14 protein-coding genes are annotated in these 12,684 nt (G+C 73.6%); 7 read left to right on the forward strand and 7 right to left on the reverse strand.

The genetic code is table 11. The annotated features are described in order from the left end of the window. Positions 1–11 precede the first annotated feature (11 nt). The 5 genes from QF030_RS20865 to QF030_RS20885 all read right to left on the reverse strand — a co-directional run bounded on the left by QF030_RS20865 (position 12) and on the right by QF030_RS20885 (position 6,111). Positions 12–1,883, reverse strand: a complete 1,872-nt coding sequence (locus tag QF030_RS20865) for a copper resistance CopC/CopD family protein (RefSeq protein ID WP_307164176.1) — start codon at positions 1,881–1,883, stop codon at positions 12–14. A 164-nt stretch (positions 1,884–2,047) separates the two neighbouring features. Next, a complete protein-coding gene (locus QF030_RS20870; RefSeq protein ID WP_307164177.1) occupies positions 2,048–2,812 on the reverse strand; it encodes an SDR family NAD(P)-dependent oxidoreductase in 765 nt (254 codons plus the stop codon). Beyond that, positions 2,809–3,309, reverse strand: coding sequence for a cupin domain-containing protein (locus QF030_RS20875; protein WP_307164178.1), 501 nt, complete (start codon positions 3,307–3,309; stop codon positions 2,809–2,811). Before QF030_RS20875 ends, QF030_RS20870 begins: the two co-directional genes overlap by 4 nt. Then, positions 3,306–4,052: a GNAT family N-acetyltransferase gene (locus QF030_RS20880; RefSeq protein ID WP_307164179.1), complete on the reverse strand. Its 747-nt coding sequence runs from the start codon at positions 4,050–4,052 to the stop codon at positions 3,306–3,308. Before QF030_RS20880 ends, QF030_RS20875 begins: the two co-directional genes overlap by 4 nt. Beyond that, entirely contained in the window at positions 4,045–6,111 is a 2,067-nt protein-coding gene (locus QF030_RS20885) for a penicillin acylase family protein (protein ID WP_307164180.1), read from the reverse strand. The genes QF030_RS20880 and QF030_RS20885 overlap by 8 nt, the downstream gene beginning before the upstream one ends. Positions 6,112–6,189: 78 nt before the next feature. On the opposite strand from QF030_RS20885, the gene QF030_RS20890 reads away from it, so the two are divergent. The 4 genes from QF030_RS20890 (at position 6,190) to QF030_RS20905 (ending at position 8,604) form a co-directional block, all read left to right on the forward strand. Further along, positions 6,190–6,933: a siderophore-interacting protein gene (locus QF030_RS20890; RefSeq protein WP_307164181.1), complete on the forward strand. Its 744-nt coding sequence runs from the start codon at positions 6,190–6,192 to the stop codon at positions 6,931–6,933. A 24-nt stretch (positions 6,934–6,957) separates the two neighbouring features. Continuing rightward, complete coding sequence (locus QF030_RS20895) at positions 6,958–7,569, forward strand: HhH-GPD-type base excision DNA repair protein (RefSeq protein ID WP_307164182.1); 612 nt, start codon at positions 6,958–6,960, stop codon at positions 7,567–7,569. Positions 7,570–8,100: 531 nt separating this feature from the next. Beyond that, positions 8,101–8,412, forward strand: coding sequence for a hypothetical protein (locus tag QF030_RS20900; RefSeq protein ID WP_307164183.1), 312 nt, complete (start codon positions 8,101–8,103; stop codon positions 8,410–8,412). A 69-nt stretch (positions 8,413–8,481) separates the two neighbouring features. Continuing rightward, positions 8,482–8,604 (forward strand): hypothetical protein, encoded by a 123-nt coding sequence (locus QF030_RS20905; RefSeq protein WP_307164184.1) that lies wholly within the window; start codon positions 8,482–8,484, stop codon positions 8,602–8,604. A gap of 18 nt (positions 8,605–8,622) precedes the next feature. On the opposite strand, the gene QF030_RS20910 is transcribed toward QF030_RS20905, so the two are convergent. Then, positions 8,623–10,230, reverse strand: a complete 1,608-nt coding sequence (locus QF030_RS20910) for a helicase HerA-like domain-containing protein (RefSeq protein ID WP_307164185.1) — start codon at positions 10,228–10,230, stop codon at positions 8,623–8,625. A 105-nt stretch (positions 10,231–10,335) separates the two neighbouring features. Between QF030_RS20910 and QF030_RS20915 the strand changes: the two genes are divergently transcribed. After that, complete coding sequence (locus QF030_RS20915) at positions 10,336–10,632, forward strand: type II toxin-antitoxin system VapB family antitoxin (protein WP_004943146.1); 297 nt, start codon at positions 10,336–10,338, stop codon at positions 10,630–10,632. A 157-nt stretch (positions 10,633–10,789) separates the two neighbouring features. Further along, positions 10,790–11,425, forward strand: coding sequence for a LytR C-terminal domain-containing protein (locus QF030_RS20920; RefSeq protein WP_307167637.1), 636 nt, complete (start codon positions 10,790–10,792; stop codon positions 11,423–11,425). Between the two features lie 72 nt (positions 11,426–11,497). Here QF030_RS20920 and upp read toward each other — a convergent pair whose 3' ends face one another. Further along, a complete protein-coding gene (gene upp / locus QF030_RS20925) occupies positions 11,498–12,133 on the reverse strand; it encodes a uracil phosphoribosyltransferase (protein WP_307164186.1) in 636 nt (211 codons plus the stop codon). 169 nt (positions 12,134–12,302) lie between these two features. On the opposite strand from upp, the gene QF030_RS20930 reads away from it, so the two are divergent. Further along, a complete protein-coding gene (locus QF030_RS20930) occupies positions 12,303–12,506 on the forward strand; it encodes a hypothetical protein (protein WP_307164187.1) in 204 nt (67 codons plus the stop codon). Positions 12,507–12,684: the final 178 nt, after the last annotated feature.

Here is a 12,684-nt window from a genome sequence, read left to right on the forward strand (position 1 = left end):
CGGCCCGCGTCTCAGCGGCCGATCTCCACCCGCTCGGACTCGCTCACCTGGTCGGTCTCCGACACCCGCACGGTCACCTTCATCTCCCAGGCGCCGGGCAGCGGCAGGTTGACCGCGTCGGCGGCCCAGTAGCCGCCCCGGTCGCCGACCTTGGCGTCGAGGGGGCCGATGTCCTGGCCGGGCAGGCTGAAGGAGACGCGCAGCTCGGGAATGCTCACGAAGCCGCCGTCGGGGCCGTAGACCACGGCCTGGAGGCCGTTGTCGCCGACCCGGCCCGGATCGAGGGTGACCTGCACCTTGCCGCTGACGCCGCGGACACCGGGCGCCCCGGAGCCGATGACGAACGGAATGGTGGTCACCGAGGCCACGGGCAGCCCGGCGGACTGTTCCGCCGTCGCCGCCTCGGCCGCCGCCCGTCCCGGCAGGGTGCCCGTCAGGACGGTGGTGAAGACGAGGACGACGACGGAGACGACGACCTCGGCCAGCACGGAGCGGCGCAACGCCCGGCGCTGGGCGTCCTCGGCCGGCGTGAGGGCCCCGAGAGCCGGCGGCCGGGGCTTCTCGGACGGCGGCGGGCCGCCCGCCGGGGCGTCGGCCGTACCGGCCGCCCGGCCGACCGGCCGACCGTCCGCCGCGCCTTCGGCCCGGCCGCCCACCGTCTCCGGTACCCGGGCCTCGCGCTCCTCGCGCACCTCGACAGCCTCCACCGTCACGTTCCTCGCCGTCCTCTCCCTTGTCACCGTCCGTCGCGACCGGGCCCCCGCGATCAGCAGCAGCGTCACCGCGGCCAGCTTGGCCAGCAGGATCCGCCCGTACGTCGTGTCGGTCAGCGCGGACACCGAGCCGAGGCCACGCCAGGACTGGTACACGCCCGTCACCACCAGGACGCTCACCGAGAGCCCCGCCAGCTGCGAGAAGCGGCCGACCACCCGCGACGGGACGGACGCGCGGTAGAACAAGGTGAGCAGGGCCGCCAGGCCGCCCAGCCACACCGCCATCGCCAGCAGGTGCAGCACCGTGGACGTCATCGCCGCCGGGACCTGGATGCCGGCCGACGCGTGTTCGGCGGCGGCCCAGGTCAGTGCCAGGCACCCGGCCAGCGCGGCGCCGGTCAGCAGCGCCGCGCGGGACGGCCGTTCCCCCTCCCGGAGGGCCTTGCGCCGCCACAGCAGAACGGCCGCGACCGCCGCGAGCAGCACGAGGCGCGCCACCAGGGCCAGTCCCGGCCGGGTGCCCAGCGTGCGGGCGAGACCCGAGGGGTCCAGCGCCTGCGTGGGGCCGGTGCCGCTCTCGTAGGGGCCGCGGAGCAGCAGCAGGAACACCGTGGACCCGGCGAGCGCCCACCAGCCGGCCAGCAGCAGCCTGCGCAGCGGCCGGACGTCCGGGGGGCGGCAGACGGCGATGAAGGCGGCCGTGCCGATGAGGAGCGCCGCGGCGACGTACGCGAGGCAGCGGCCGATGTTGAAGAGGCCTCCGGTGGCCGGGTTCTCCACGGAGGTGCTGGGCAGAGCCGGTGGGGTCGCGGACGGCGTGCCCACCGAGAAGGTGAAGGCTCCGGCGATCGGATGGCTGTCCTCCGACACCACGCGCCAGGCCACCGTGAAGGTGCCGGTGCCGAGCTTCGCGGGGAGCTTGATCCGGGCGGTGTCGGCGCGGCCGTCCGCGTGGCCCGCCTCGCCCGTGTCGACCCGTCGGTTGTCGGGGTCGAAGACGCGGAAGGAGTCGTCGAGCAGACCTACGGACTCGGTGAAGGTGAGGGTGATGGCGCCGGGGGCCGTCTTGACGACGCTTCCGTCCGCCGGGTCGGCACCGCGGAGAGCCGCGTGCGCGGAGGCCGGTCCGCCGCCGAGGAGGAGCAGGACCAGCACGGTGCCCAGCAGCACCAGCCCTTGAAGTCCCCTGCGGCCGCCGTCGTGTCCCCGGCCGCCGGGTCGCCCGCCGCCGTGTCGTCCGCCATCTCGCCCTTCGCCCACGTCACCGCTCCGCCTTGCCTGAGACCCGACACTCGTGTGCTCGGAGATACGTACGCATGCACGGGGCATCCGGTTCACCACGTCGGCCGCGCCGACACCCCGCCGTCCACCACCAGGTCGTGCCCGGTGATCCAGGACGCGAGCGGCGAGGCCAGGAAGACGCAGGCGTCACCGACGTCCTCGGGGCGGCCCAGCCGGCCGACCGCGACCGCCTCCCGCCACCGCCGCACGCCCTCGGGCCACGCCTCGGCCAGCCCCTCCCGGTCGATCAGCCCGGGCGAGACCGTGTTCACGCGGATGCCGGACGGCCCGTACTCCTGTGCCGCCGCCCGCGCGTGCATCACGACGGCGGCCTTGGAGGCGGCGTAATGGGCGTGCCCGGGAGCCGGCCTCGCCGCCTCGACGGAGGCGATGTGCGTGATGCTGCCCCCGCGCTCCCGCATGACCTCCGCCGCCGCCTGCGTGCAGGCGAAGACGCTGGTCAGGTTGGTGTCCACGACGGCCCGCCAGTCGGCCGCCGACATCCCTGGCAGGCCCTGCACCGGCTGTACGCCCGCGTTGTTGACCAGCGCGTCGAGCCGCCCGCCGCCCCATTCGGCGGCCCGGGCCACCACCTCGCGGCACTCGTCCTCGACGGTCAGGTCGGCACCGGCCAGCACGACGGCCCGCGCGCCGGCCTCGCCGGCGATCTCCTCGGCGAGCGCGTGAGCCGCCTCGGTCCCCGTGCGGCAGTGCAGCGCCACCGCCGCCCCTTCCTGGGCGAACCGCAGCGCGATGCCGCGCCCGATCCCGCCGCCCGCACCCGTGATCAGGGCCACCCGGCCCGCCAGCATCGTCATGGACGGCACAGTTCCGCGATGAGGGCGGCCCGGTCCGGGTGCCGCGCCGTGAGGGCGGCCGCGTCACCGTGTTCGTAGTCCCCGTAGGTGAAGCCGGGGGCCATCGTGCAGCCGAAGAAGGTCCAGGCGCCCCCGGCGGCCACCCGCGCGCCCATCCAGGTGCGTGCCGGCACGGTGAGCTGCGGCTGCTGTCCGCCGAGGAGGTCCGGGCCGAGCACCGCCGTACGGGAGGTCCCGTCGGGGGCGAGGAGCAGCAGCGTGAGCGGGTCGCCGAGGTAGAAGTGCCAGACCTCGTCGGTGGGCAGGCGGTGCAGGGCCGAGAAGTCTTCGGCGGTGAGCAGCGCGACGATCGCGGAGCCCGCGGGCCGGCCGTCCGGCCCCTCCGGACCCGCCCAGGTACGGCGGAACAGGCCTCCCTCGCGGGGGATCGGCTCCAGGCCGTAATGGGCGACGAGGTCTTCGGGGGTGAGCGGGTCTGCTTCCGCCGGGTCTGTCACCCGGGGAACGCTACCTCCCGGCGCAGAAACGCCAGTTGGGCCTTCTTCTCCGGCAGGTACACGTCCGGCAGGTCGATCTCGGGCAGCGTGACGACCGGCCCCGCCTCGAAGCCCTGCCGGAAGAAGCGGGCGACCGCCTTCTCGTTGCGCACATCGGGGTCCACCACGACGCGCGGCCGGTCCAGGCCGACCAGCACGTACGACGCGAACACCCCCAGCAGCGCCGCCGACCAGCCCGGCCGCGCCCCTCGCCCGCCGGCCGGCGCGATCAGCAGGTGGACGCCGATGTCCCCGGGCTCGACCGGGTAGCACTCGCCGACCCGGTCCTCGGCCGGCTCGTAGGTCTGCAGGAGGGCGACCGGTTCGCCGTCCAGCTCGGTCAGGAAGGCGTGATGCGTGTCGAGGCCGGCCATGTGGGCGTAGATCTCGGCCACCTGCTCCCGCGTCAGGCCGTTCATGCCCCAGAACACGGCCCGCTCCTCGCTCACCCAGCCGTGGACGACGTCCGCGTCGCCCTCGGCGTCGAGCGGGCGGATGACGACGGTCCCGAACCCGTCGACCACCTGCTCGTGCACGGGGACACCCCGGCTGCCCAGGCTGGCCCTGACGCCTCCGCTGCCTCCGTCGCCTCGGCTGTTCTCACGGTCCTGGCCGTCCTGGCCGTCCTGGCGGTCCTGGCCGTCTCGGCGGTCCCGGGTGTCCCGGGTGTCCCGGGGGTTCCGGCGGTTCTGGGGGTCACTCATCGTCGCTCTCCTTCTTCAGCTGTGCCCAGTCGGTGACGACCGGGACCAGTTCGCCCTTGAGCCACAGGGGGAGCTGGTCGTGGTGGTGGGGATGGCCGGGGAGGCCGGAAGCGCCGTACGGAACGACCCACAGACTGTCCTCGCGGCGGGCCAGGTCCCACACGTAGCGGGCGGCCGGGCCACGCGCGGCCAGGTCGGTCCACCCGGGCACGGCCGAGGTGCACAGCACGCAGTCGTGGTCGCCGGAGAGGGCCGGGGCCTGCCGCCCGGGGTCGGGCAGCGCCTGCCAGGGGGCCAGGCGGTGGGTGTCGCCCCACCGGGCGGCGGGCCGGCCGGCGACCTCCTCGACGGCCTCCCGTACGAGTGCCGCCCGGTCGATGCCGTACAGCTCCTCGGCGCGCAGGAGGTGTTCGAGGGCGAAGCCGACGCGCGGGAGGAGGGCCAGCCAGGGGAGGAAGACCTCCGGGTAGGCGGGCGGGTTCGCGAGGGCCGCGAAGGCCGGGTGGGCGGCGAGACGGCGGACCAGGGCGCTGCGCAGGGCCGCGAACCGTGCCGCGTCCTGGCTGTCGGCGTCCATCCGGCGGTCCCAGCTCAGCAGCCGCTCGCGCAGCTCGGCGGCCGGGCCGGTCAGGTCGTCGAGGGCGGACAGCCGGTCCAGCAGGGGCGCGGCGGAGGCCAGACGGGTGTCGGTGTGGATGGCCGGCATGTCGGACGCCGACCACTGCCTGCGCTCCCCGAGCAGGGCCCGGATGCGGTCGGCGCGGTGCGGCGGGGCGAACTCGACGCCCAGCCGCGCGGCGGGGCCCCGCTGGTTGGCCATCACCGCGACGCCGTCGGACAGTCCCGCGCGGGGCATCTCGCGCCAGCCGGTCCACTCGTGGCCGGGCTCCCAGGCGGTCGCCAGCCGGACGCCGTTCGCCTCGGCGCGCAGCGGCACCCGGCCCGCGACCCGGTGCAGCAGGCCGCCCTCGGTGTCGGCGGCCTGGACGACGTCGACGGGCTCGACCCAGAGGTCGAAGGCGCGGTCCACGTCGGCGACCCGGCGGGCCCGGAGCAGCGGCAGGAGCGCCTGGAAGCCCAGGTCGGCGGTGACGCGGGGCGGGTGGCGCAGGGTCAGCGCGAGCGGGGTGCCGTCGTCGAGGCCTTCCGGACCGCCCGCGATCACCGGTCCCCGCTCGGTCTCCAGCACCTCCACCTCGACGGTCTCCTCGCCCGCCACCCGTACGAGTTCGGTGTGCCGGGCGACCCGCCGCCAGGTGCCGTCCGGGCCGAGCGCCTCGACTCCCGCACCGGTGCGGCGCAGCCGTTCGCGGTAGAGGTCCTGGTAGTCGGCCATGGCGTTGGTGATGGCCCAGGCGACCGTGCCGGTGTGGCCGAAGTGGGCGATGCCGGGGACGCCGGGCACGGCCAGCCCGACGACGTCGAACTCGTCGCAGGCCAGACGGATCTGCTGGTAGACGCCGGGGTCCTCGATGAAGCGGTGCGGATCGCCGGCGATGACCGCCTGCCCGGTGACCGTCCGGGCACCGGCCACCAGCCAGCCGTTGCTGCCGGAGGTGCCGGGCCCGTCGGTGGCGAACAGGCCGACCGCCTCGGGACCGAGATGCCGGACGGCCTCCTCGCGCCACAGCTTGGCGGGGAACCCGGCGAACAGGATGTGGGTGGCCAGCCAGACGGCGAGCGGGGTCCACGGTTCCCAGCGGCCGGGGGCGAGTCCGACCCGGGTGAACTCGGGGGCGTCGGCGGCGGCCAGCCCCTCGTTGACCCCGTCGACGTACGCCCGCACCCAGTCCGCCGTCTCCGCGTCCCGTCTCTCCAGCTCCTCGAAGCAGCGTCTCGCCGTGTCGTCGAGGCGGGCGCGACGCACGAAACAGTCCCAGGAGAGGGCTTCGGGGCCGAGGAAGGACGCCGAGGTGCCGCGCGCCCGGTGCCGTTCGACCTCCAGCTGCCAGGCGCGGTCGCGTGCGGTGACGGATCCCTGGAGGCGGGCGAGGGCGTGGGCGCTGTCGGCACGCAGATGCGGGACGCCCCATGCGTCACGGTAGATCTCGCTGGTCACCCTCTGGCCCCTTTTTGCTTTAGGTTAGGCTTGCCTAAGTAAGTTGTGTCGAAATCGTACGCGAGGGGTGGCGGGGTCATGGCGCAGGGGCGGGGCTGGGAGGGCACGGTCCTCAGACTGATGCGGGCGAAGGACTTCACGCTCACGGTCACGGGCGTGGAGGAGGTCACCCGGGAGTACCGCCGGCTGCGTCTCTCGGACGGCGGGCTGCTCGCCGCCACCGGCGTCCACCCGACGATCTGGATCCGGCTCTGGTTCGAGAACGCGGGCCGGCCGCACCAGCGCGCCTACACCCTGGTCGACCCCGACCCGGCGGCCGGCGCCTTCGCCCTGGAGTTCGCGCTGCACGAGGGCGCGGCCAGCGACTGGGCGCGGGCGGCCACGCCCGGCGACACCATCGAGGCGACCGTCCAGGGCACCGGCTTCGAAGCGCCTTCTCCGGCCCCCTCGCACGTTCTCGTGATCGGCGACCCGGCCTCCCTGCCCGCCATCAACTCCCTGCTCGGCGAGGGCGAGGGAGCGCTCGGCTCCGCCCCGGCGACCGTCTGGTTCGAGGGCTCGCCCGACGGCCCGGACGGCCTCCCCTTCCGGACCGACCCCGTACGCCACGAGATACGGCACGTGCCCCGGGCGGACTCCGGCGCCCACCTCGTCGAGCGGGTGAAGGCCGAGCTGCCCGCCCTGCTGAGGGCCACCCCCGACCCGTACGTCTGGATCGCCTGCGACACCCGCACCACCAGGACGCTGTCGGTCTACCTGCGCAAGGAGCTGAGCCTCCCGAAGGAGCGGCTGCACGCGCTGGGGTACTGGCGCGCGACCTGACGGCCCAGGCGGGATCATCGACGCATGGACGTCATCCTTCACCTCTCGCAGGACCCCGAGGCCGACGAGCTCCTCGGGCGGTCCCCGCTCGCCGCGCTGGTCGGGATGCTGCTGGACCAGCAGGTTCCGATGGAGTGGGCGTTCAAGGGACCCCGGACGATCGCCGACCGGCTCGGCGCCGACGACCTGGACGCGCACGACATCGCCGCCCAGGACCCGGAGGCCTTCGCCGCGCTGCTCTCCGAGAAGCCGGCCGTGCACCGCTACCCCGGCTCCATGGCCAAGCGCGTCCAACAGCTCTGCCAGTACCTCGTCGAGCACTACGACGGGGACGCCGGTGCCGTCTGGAAGGACGTGAGCAGCGGCAAGGAGCTGCTCGGACGGCTCCAGGAACTGCCCGGCTTCGGCAGGCAGAAGGCGCAGATCTTCCTCGCGCTGCTGGGCAAGCAGCTCGGGGTGCGGCCCACGGGCTGGCGCGAGGCGGCCGGCGCCTACGGCGAGCCGGAGTCCTTCCGCTCCGTCGCCGACATCACCGGCCCGGAGTCGCTGACCAAGGTACGGGCGCACAAGCAGGAGATGAAGGCGGCGGCCAAGGCGGAGAAGGCGAACAAGGCCGACAGGACCGCGAAGCAGTAGCCCGACCGGACGGCGAGCCAACCGGACAGCGGCCCGGCCGACCCAGCCGGACGGCGAGCCAACCGGACAGCGGCCCGGCCGACCCGACCGGACAGCGAGCCAACCGGACAGCGGCCCGGCCGGACTCCGGCTCGGCCGACCCGAGCGACCGGCCCACGCCCACCGAGCCCAACCGGGCCGAACCCCATCGGCACGAACCCCACCGAGCCGGGCCCGGCTGGACGCGACCGAGCCGGACTGGACCGAGCCCCACCGGCCGGATCCGACCGAGCCTGACCGGACCGGGTCGAGCCCCACCGGACCGAGCCCCACCAGACCGAGCCCCACCAGACCGGGCCCCACCGGACCGCGGGGCCGGATCCGAGCGGGCCGAGCGCTGAACCGGAGCGGGCCGAACCCGACTGAGTCCCACCGGAGAGGACCAAGCCGCGCCCGCTGAGCCCCACCGGGCCAAACCGGTTGTGCGCCGAACGGGCGGATCCGACCCCCTGCATGCTGAACCCAGGGCGTGTCGGGGGGAGATGACCTCTCATGAGCTCCGCAGCACGCCGCCCCCTCAGCCGCACCTGGCTGCGGACGCTCGCGCTGCTGCTCGCCCTGCTGGTGCCGGGTGCGGCCGCCGAGGTCTCGGCGGCACCCTTCGCCGCCGCCGAGATCGCCGAGTACGACACGCTCGACACGGCGCTGCGACCGGCCCCCTGCTTTCACCGGCCCGCCGCCCCGCTGCGCCCCGCCGCCCTCCCGGTCGCGGCGCCCGGCGTCCCGGCCGACGCTCCCCGCCCCGCGCCGCACCGGCCGTCGTACGCCCTGCGCGCCCTGCGCACCGTGGTTCTGCGCTGCTGACGGACGCCGTTCCCAGGCCCACCGGCTGACACGCCACGTTCGCGCGAAGAACATGCGAGGGAAAGAGCCATGCCCACAGACCCGTACGCGATCCTGCGCGCCCTGCTGCGCGCGGAGGCCACGCGCAGCACACCGAAACCGCAGGTGAAGGAAGCGAAACCGCAGCAGTCCCCGGAGCGCCGGGACCGCTGACCGGTCGGCGGGGGCGGGCTACCGCCTCCGCCTGGCCGTACCGAAGAGCGAACGGGTGATCTCGCGGCCGATCTGCGTGCCGAAGGAACGGGCCAGCGACTTGAACATGCCGCTGCCGACGACCTGCTCGACGACCGAGCGATCCTCCACGCGCTGCGGGGACCCGGGCTCCCTCGCCGGCTTCGCGACCTTGGCCGCCTTCGCATCCCTGCTCGCCCCACCCGTCTCCCCCGTCCCCCTCGCCGACGGCTGCGGCTGCGGCTGCGGCTGCGGCTGTTCGGCGGGCCGGGCCGCCAGTCTCTCGAACGCGGATTCTCTGTCCACAGCCTGTGCATACCGCTCGTGGAGCCGCGACTCCCGCACCGCCCGGTCGAGGGCCGGCCCGTCGACGGGCCCCATCAGGGACTCGGGAGCGCGCAGCCGGGTCGCGGCCACCGGCGTCGGGGCGCCCCTCTCACTGAGGACCGTGACGACGGCCTCGCCGGTACCGAGCCCGGTGAGCAGCTCCTCCAGGTCGTAGGACGAGTCGGGGAACGTTTTCACCGTGGCCTTGAGAGCCTTCTGGTCGTCCGGCGTGAAGGCCCGCAGAGCGTGCTGGACCCGGTTGCCGAGCTGGGCGAGGACGTCACCGGGCACGTCCTTCGGGGTCTGCGTGACGAAGAACACGCCGACCCCCTTCGAGCGAATCAGCCGGACGGTCTGCGTGATGGAGTCGAGGAACGCCTTCGAGGCGTCGTCGAAGAGCAGGTGCGCCTCGTCGAAGAAGAACACGAGCTTCGGCCTGTCGGCGTCGCCGATCTCGGGCAGGTCGTGGAACAGGTCGGCCAGCAGCCACATCAGGAAGGTCGAGAAGAGCCGCTGCTTCTCCTGCACGGCGGGCAGCTCCAGGACCGAGACGACACCGCGGCCGTCGGAGGCGGTGCGCAGGAGCTCGGCCGTGTCGAACTCCGGCTCGCCGAAGAAGCTCGCCATGCCCTCGGCCTCGAAGGCGGTCAGGGACCGCAGGATCACCCCGGCCGTGGCGGTCGACAGCCCGCCGATGCCCTTCAGCTCCGCCCTGCCCTCGTCCGAGGTGAGGAAGGCGACGACCGACCGGAGGTCCTTGAGGTCGAGCAGCTCCAGGCCCTTCCGGTCGGCGTAGTGGAAGATCAGGCCCAGGGACTGCTCCTGGGTGCGGTTGAGCTGGAGCACCTTGGCGAGCAGCACCGGGCCGAAGCTGGTGATCGTGGCCCGCAGCGGGATGCCGTGGCCGAGACCGCCGAGGGCGTAGAACTCGGCCGGGAAGCCGGTCGCCGTCCATTTCTGGCCGACTTCCGCCGCCCGTCCCCGCACCCGGTCGTTCGCCGCTCCCGGCGCGGAGATCCCGGACAGGTCGCCCTTGACGTCGGCGAGGAAGACCGGCACGCCCTGCGCCGAGAGCTGCTCGGCGATCAGCTGGAGCGTCTTGGTCTTTCCGGTGCCGGTGGCACCCGCGACCAGTCCGTGCCTGTTCAACATGGGGAGGGGGATGCGGACGGGGGACTCGGGCAGGCACGTCCCGTCCCACAGCAGCGCGCCCAGGTCGAGGGCGGGCCCGGTGAAGGCGTACCCGGCGGCGATGTCGGCGGCGCTCGTCGACCCGGTCATCAGCAGACCCTCGTTCCGTTTTACCCCTGTTCATCACGTCTTTTCCAGCGTCGCACTCCGTCTCCATGGCTGCGCCCGGAACGTCGGGACCGGTAGGCTTTCCGTGTGATCTTCAAGCGCATCGGAAACGGCCGGCCGTACCCCGACCACGGCCGGGAAAGCACCCGGCAGTGGGCGGACGTCGCGCCGCGCCCGGTCCGCCTCGATCAGCTGGTGACCACCAAGCAGCAGCTCGACCTGGAAACCCTGCTCGCGGAGGACTCCACGTTCTACGGCGACCTCTTCGCGCACGTCGTGAAGTGGCAGGGCGACCTGTACCTGGAGGACGGACTGCACCGCGCGGTGCGGGCGGCGCTCCAGCAGCGACAGGTACTGCACGCGCGCGTGCTCGAGCTGGACTGATCCACCGCCAGAAAGCCCGTTTCCGCCCCGGCCGACCCTCCGGGTTGACCCTTTCGGGTGCTTTCCCGCGCCTCGAGCGGCGTCGGATGATCGTTTATTCGTCACGGCCGCCGGGGCGCACTACGCTGCGCTCATGAGCATGCTGACTCCCCCCGGCATGGGCGGCAAGTACCGGATCACGGGGGACAAATACCCCCGCATGCGCCCCCACCGACGACGCGGCCGACTGGCCGTCGTGGTCGTTGCCTGCGGCGCCGTGCTCGGCGTGGCCGGCTGGGGCACTCTTCAGCTCATCGACGTCTTCACGGGCGGCGGCGGGACGGCCACGGCCGCCGGGACCGGCTGCTCGCCGAAGACGACCAAGGCGAGCCCCGCGGCCTCCGTGTCCGCTGCCGCGGCCGTCGCGGGCACGGCGCCCGAACCCGCGCAGATCACCGTGAACGTCTTCAACGCCACCACCCGCAGCGGCCTCGCCAAGACCACCGCGGACGAGCTGAAGAAACGCGGCTTCAAGATCGGCGAGGTGGGCAACGCCATCAAGCAGTACGACAAGAAGGTCACCGGCACCGGGATACTGCTCGGCCCGGCGTCCTCGCTGAACACCTCGCTGCCGGTACTCGCCACGCAGCTCACGACCGCCGAACGCCGCACCGACGCGGCCCGCGCGGGCACCGCCCTCGATCTGATCATCGGCAACCAGTTCAAGGCGCTGACCAGCCAGGCGGCCTCGGTCAAGGCGCTGACGGCGCTGGCCGCGCCACAGCCGACGGCGAGCACGAAGAAGGGCTGCTAGCAGCAGCCCTTCCCGCATCGCCGTCCGATGGTCCGAGCGAGACGGATGTCTCGGCCCGCTCGGGCCGCCGCGTTACTCGGCCGCGCCGTACAGCCGGTCGCCCGCGTCGCCCAGGCCCGGGACGATGTAACCGTGCTCGTTGAGGTGGTCGTCGACCGCCGCCGTGACGACGGTGACCGGGGTGCCCGCGAGCTCGCGCTCCATGAGCTCCACGCCCTCCGGGGCGGCGAGCAGCACCACGGCCGTCACGTCGTCGGCGCCGCGCCGGATCAGCTCGCGGATAGCGGCGACCAGGGTGCCGCCGGTGGCCAGCATCGGGTCCAGGACGTACACCTGGCGGCCGAGGAGGTTCTCCGGCATGCGCGTGGCGTACGTGGACGCCTCGAGCGTCTCCTCGTTGCGGATCATCCCCAGGAAGCCCACCTCGGCGGTCGGCAGCAGCCGGACCATGCCGTCCAGCATGCCGAGGCCCGCACGCAGGATCGGCACGACCAGCGGGCGCGGGTAGGAGAGCTTCACGCCGGTGGTCGCAGAGACCGGCGTCTTGATGTCGACCTGCTCGGTACGCACGTCACGCGTGGCCTCGTAGGCGAGCAGGGTGACCAGTTCGTCGGCCAGCCGGCGGAAGGTCGCGGAGTCCGTGCGCTGGTCGCGGAGCGTGGTGAGCTTGTGAGCGACCAGGGGGTGGTCGACGACGTGGAGACGCATGTCCACAACAGTAACCGGGCCGAACCCGCCCAGCGCCCCCCACGCACAGTGAACCCCTCCCCTTCGGCCTGCCCTCCGGTTGAGCCGTTGGCGGCGTCAAACCGCCCGGCGGAGGGAAAGCGGAAGAAAGGTACGGAGACGAACCGGGGGTACCCGGAGTGATGTGCTGATGCCTGAGCTGCCCTACCCGCCCGACGACGACTCGCCGCGAGGGGCGCGGCCGGAGGAGACCGACGCAGAGCGCCGTCGGCGCCGCGCCCGGTTCCTGCGCGAGCTGGCCGAGGCCCGCGAACTGCGCGACCGGGTCCAGCCGCGCCGCGCCAAGACCGCCCGCCTGCGCCACGCGATGCGGATGCGCACCTTCCGCTGGTAGCCGCAGGCGTACGGGACTTGGGGCATACGGGGAAGATCGCCACCGTCACGGGTGTCGCGTGGGGCGGGCTCACGTGGGCGCACGGGAAAGCCGCGTACGATCCGCTGGTGGCGGCAACGAGAGCGCTGGTGAGTCACTCACGGACGTCTCATGGACGTGCTCATGGACGTCCTCGTGG

It is taken from the genome of Streptomyces rishiriensis, assembly GCF_030815485.1.
GTDB lineage: Bacteria > Actinomycetota > Actinomycetes > Streptomycetales > Streptomycetaceae > Streptomyces > Streptomyces rishiriensis_A.

Bases quoted from the DNA above. Each gene is read 5' to 3' on its own strand.
- QF030_RS20870 (WP_307164177.1), bottom strand. From the start codon at position 2,812: ATGACGATGCTGGCGGGCCGGGTGGCCCTGATCACGGGTGCGGGCGGC.
- QF030_RS20880 (WP_307164179.1), bottom strand. From the start codon at position 4,052: ATGAGTGACCCCCAGAACCGCCGGAACCCCCGGGACACCCGGGACACC.
- QF030_RS20890 (WP_307164181.1), top strand. From the start codon at position 6,190: ATGGCGCAGGGGCGGGGCTGGGAGGGCACGGTCCTCAGACTGATGCGG.
- QF030_RS20895 (WP_307164182.1), top strand. From the start codon at position 6,958: ATGGACGTCATCCTTCACCTCTCGCAGGACCCCGAGGCCGACGAGCTC.
- QF030_RS20900 (WP_307164183.1), top strand. From the start codon at position 8,101: ATGAGCTCCGCAGCACGCCGCCCCCTCAGCCGCACCTGGCTGCGGACG.
- QF030_RS20905 (WP_307164184.1), top strand. From the start codon at position 8,482: ATGCCCACAGACCCGTACGCGATCCTGCGCGCCCTGCTGCGCGCGGAG.
- QF030_RS20910 (WP_307164185.1), bottom strand. From the start codon at position 10,230: ATGACCGGGTCGACGAGCGCCGCCGACATCGCCGCCGGGTACGCCTTC.
- QF030_RS20920 (WP_307167637.1), top strand. From the start codon at position 10,790: ATGGGCGGCAAGTACCGGATCACGGGGGACAAATACCCCCGCATGCGC.
- upp (WP_307164186.1), bottom strand. From the start codon at position 12,133: ATGCGTCTCCACGTCGTCGACCACCCCCTGGTCGCTCACAAGCTCACC.
- QF030_RS20930 (WP_307164187.1), top strand. From the start codon at position 12,303: ATGCCTGAGCTGCCCTACCCGCCCGACGACGACTCGCCGCGAGGGGCG.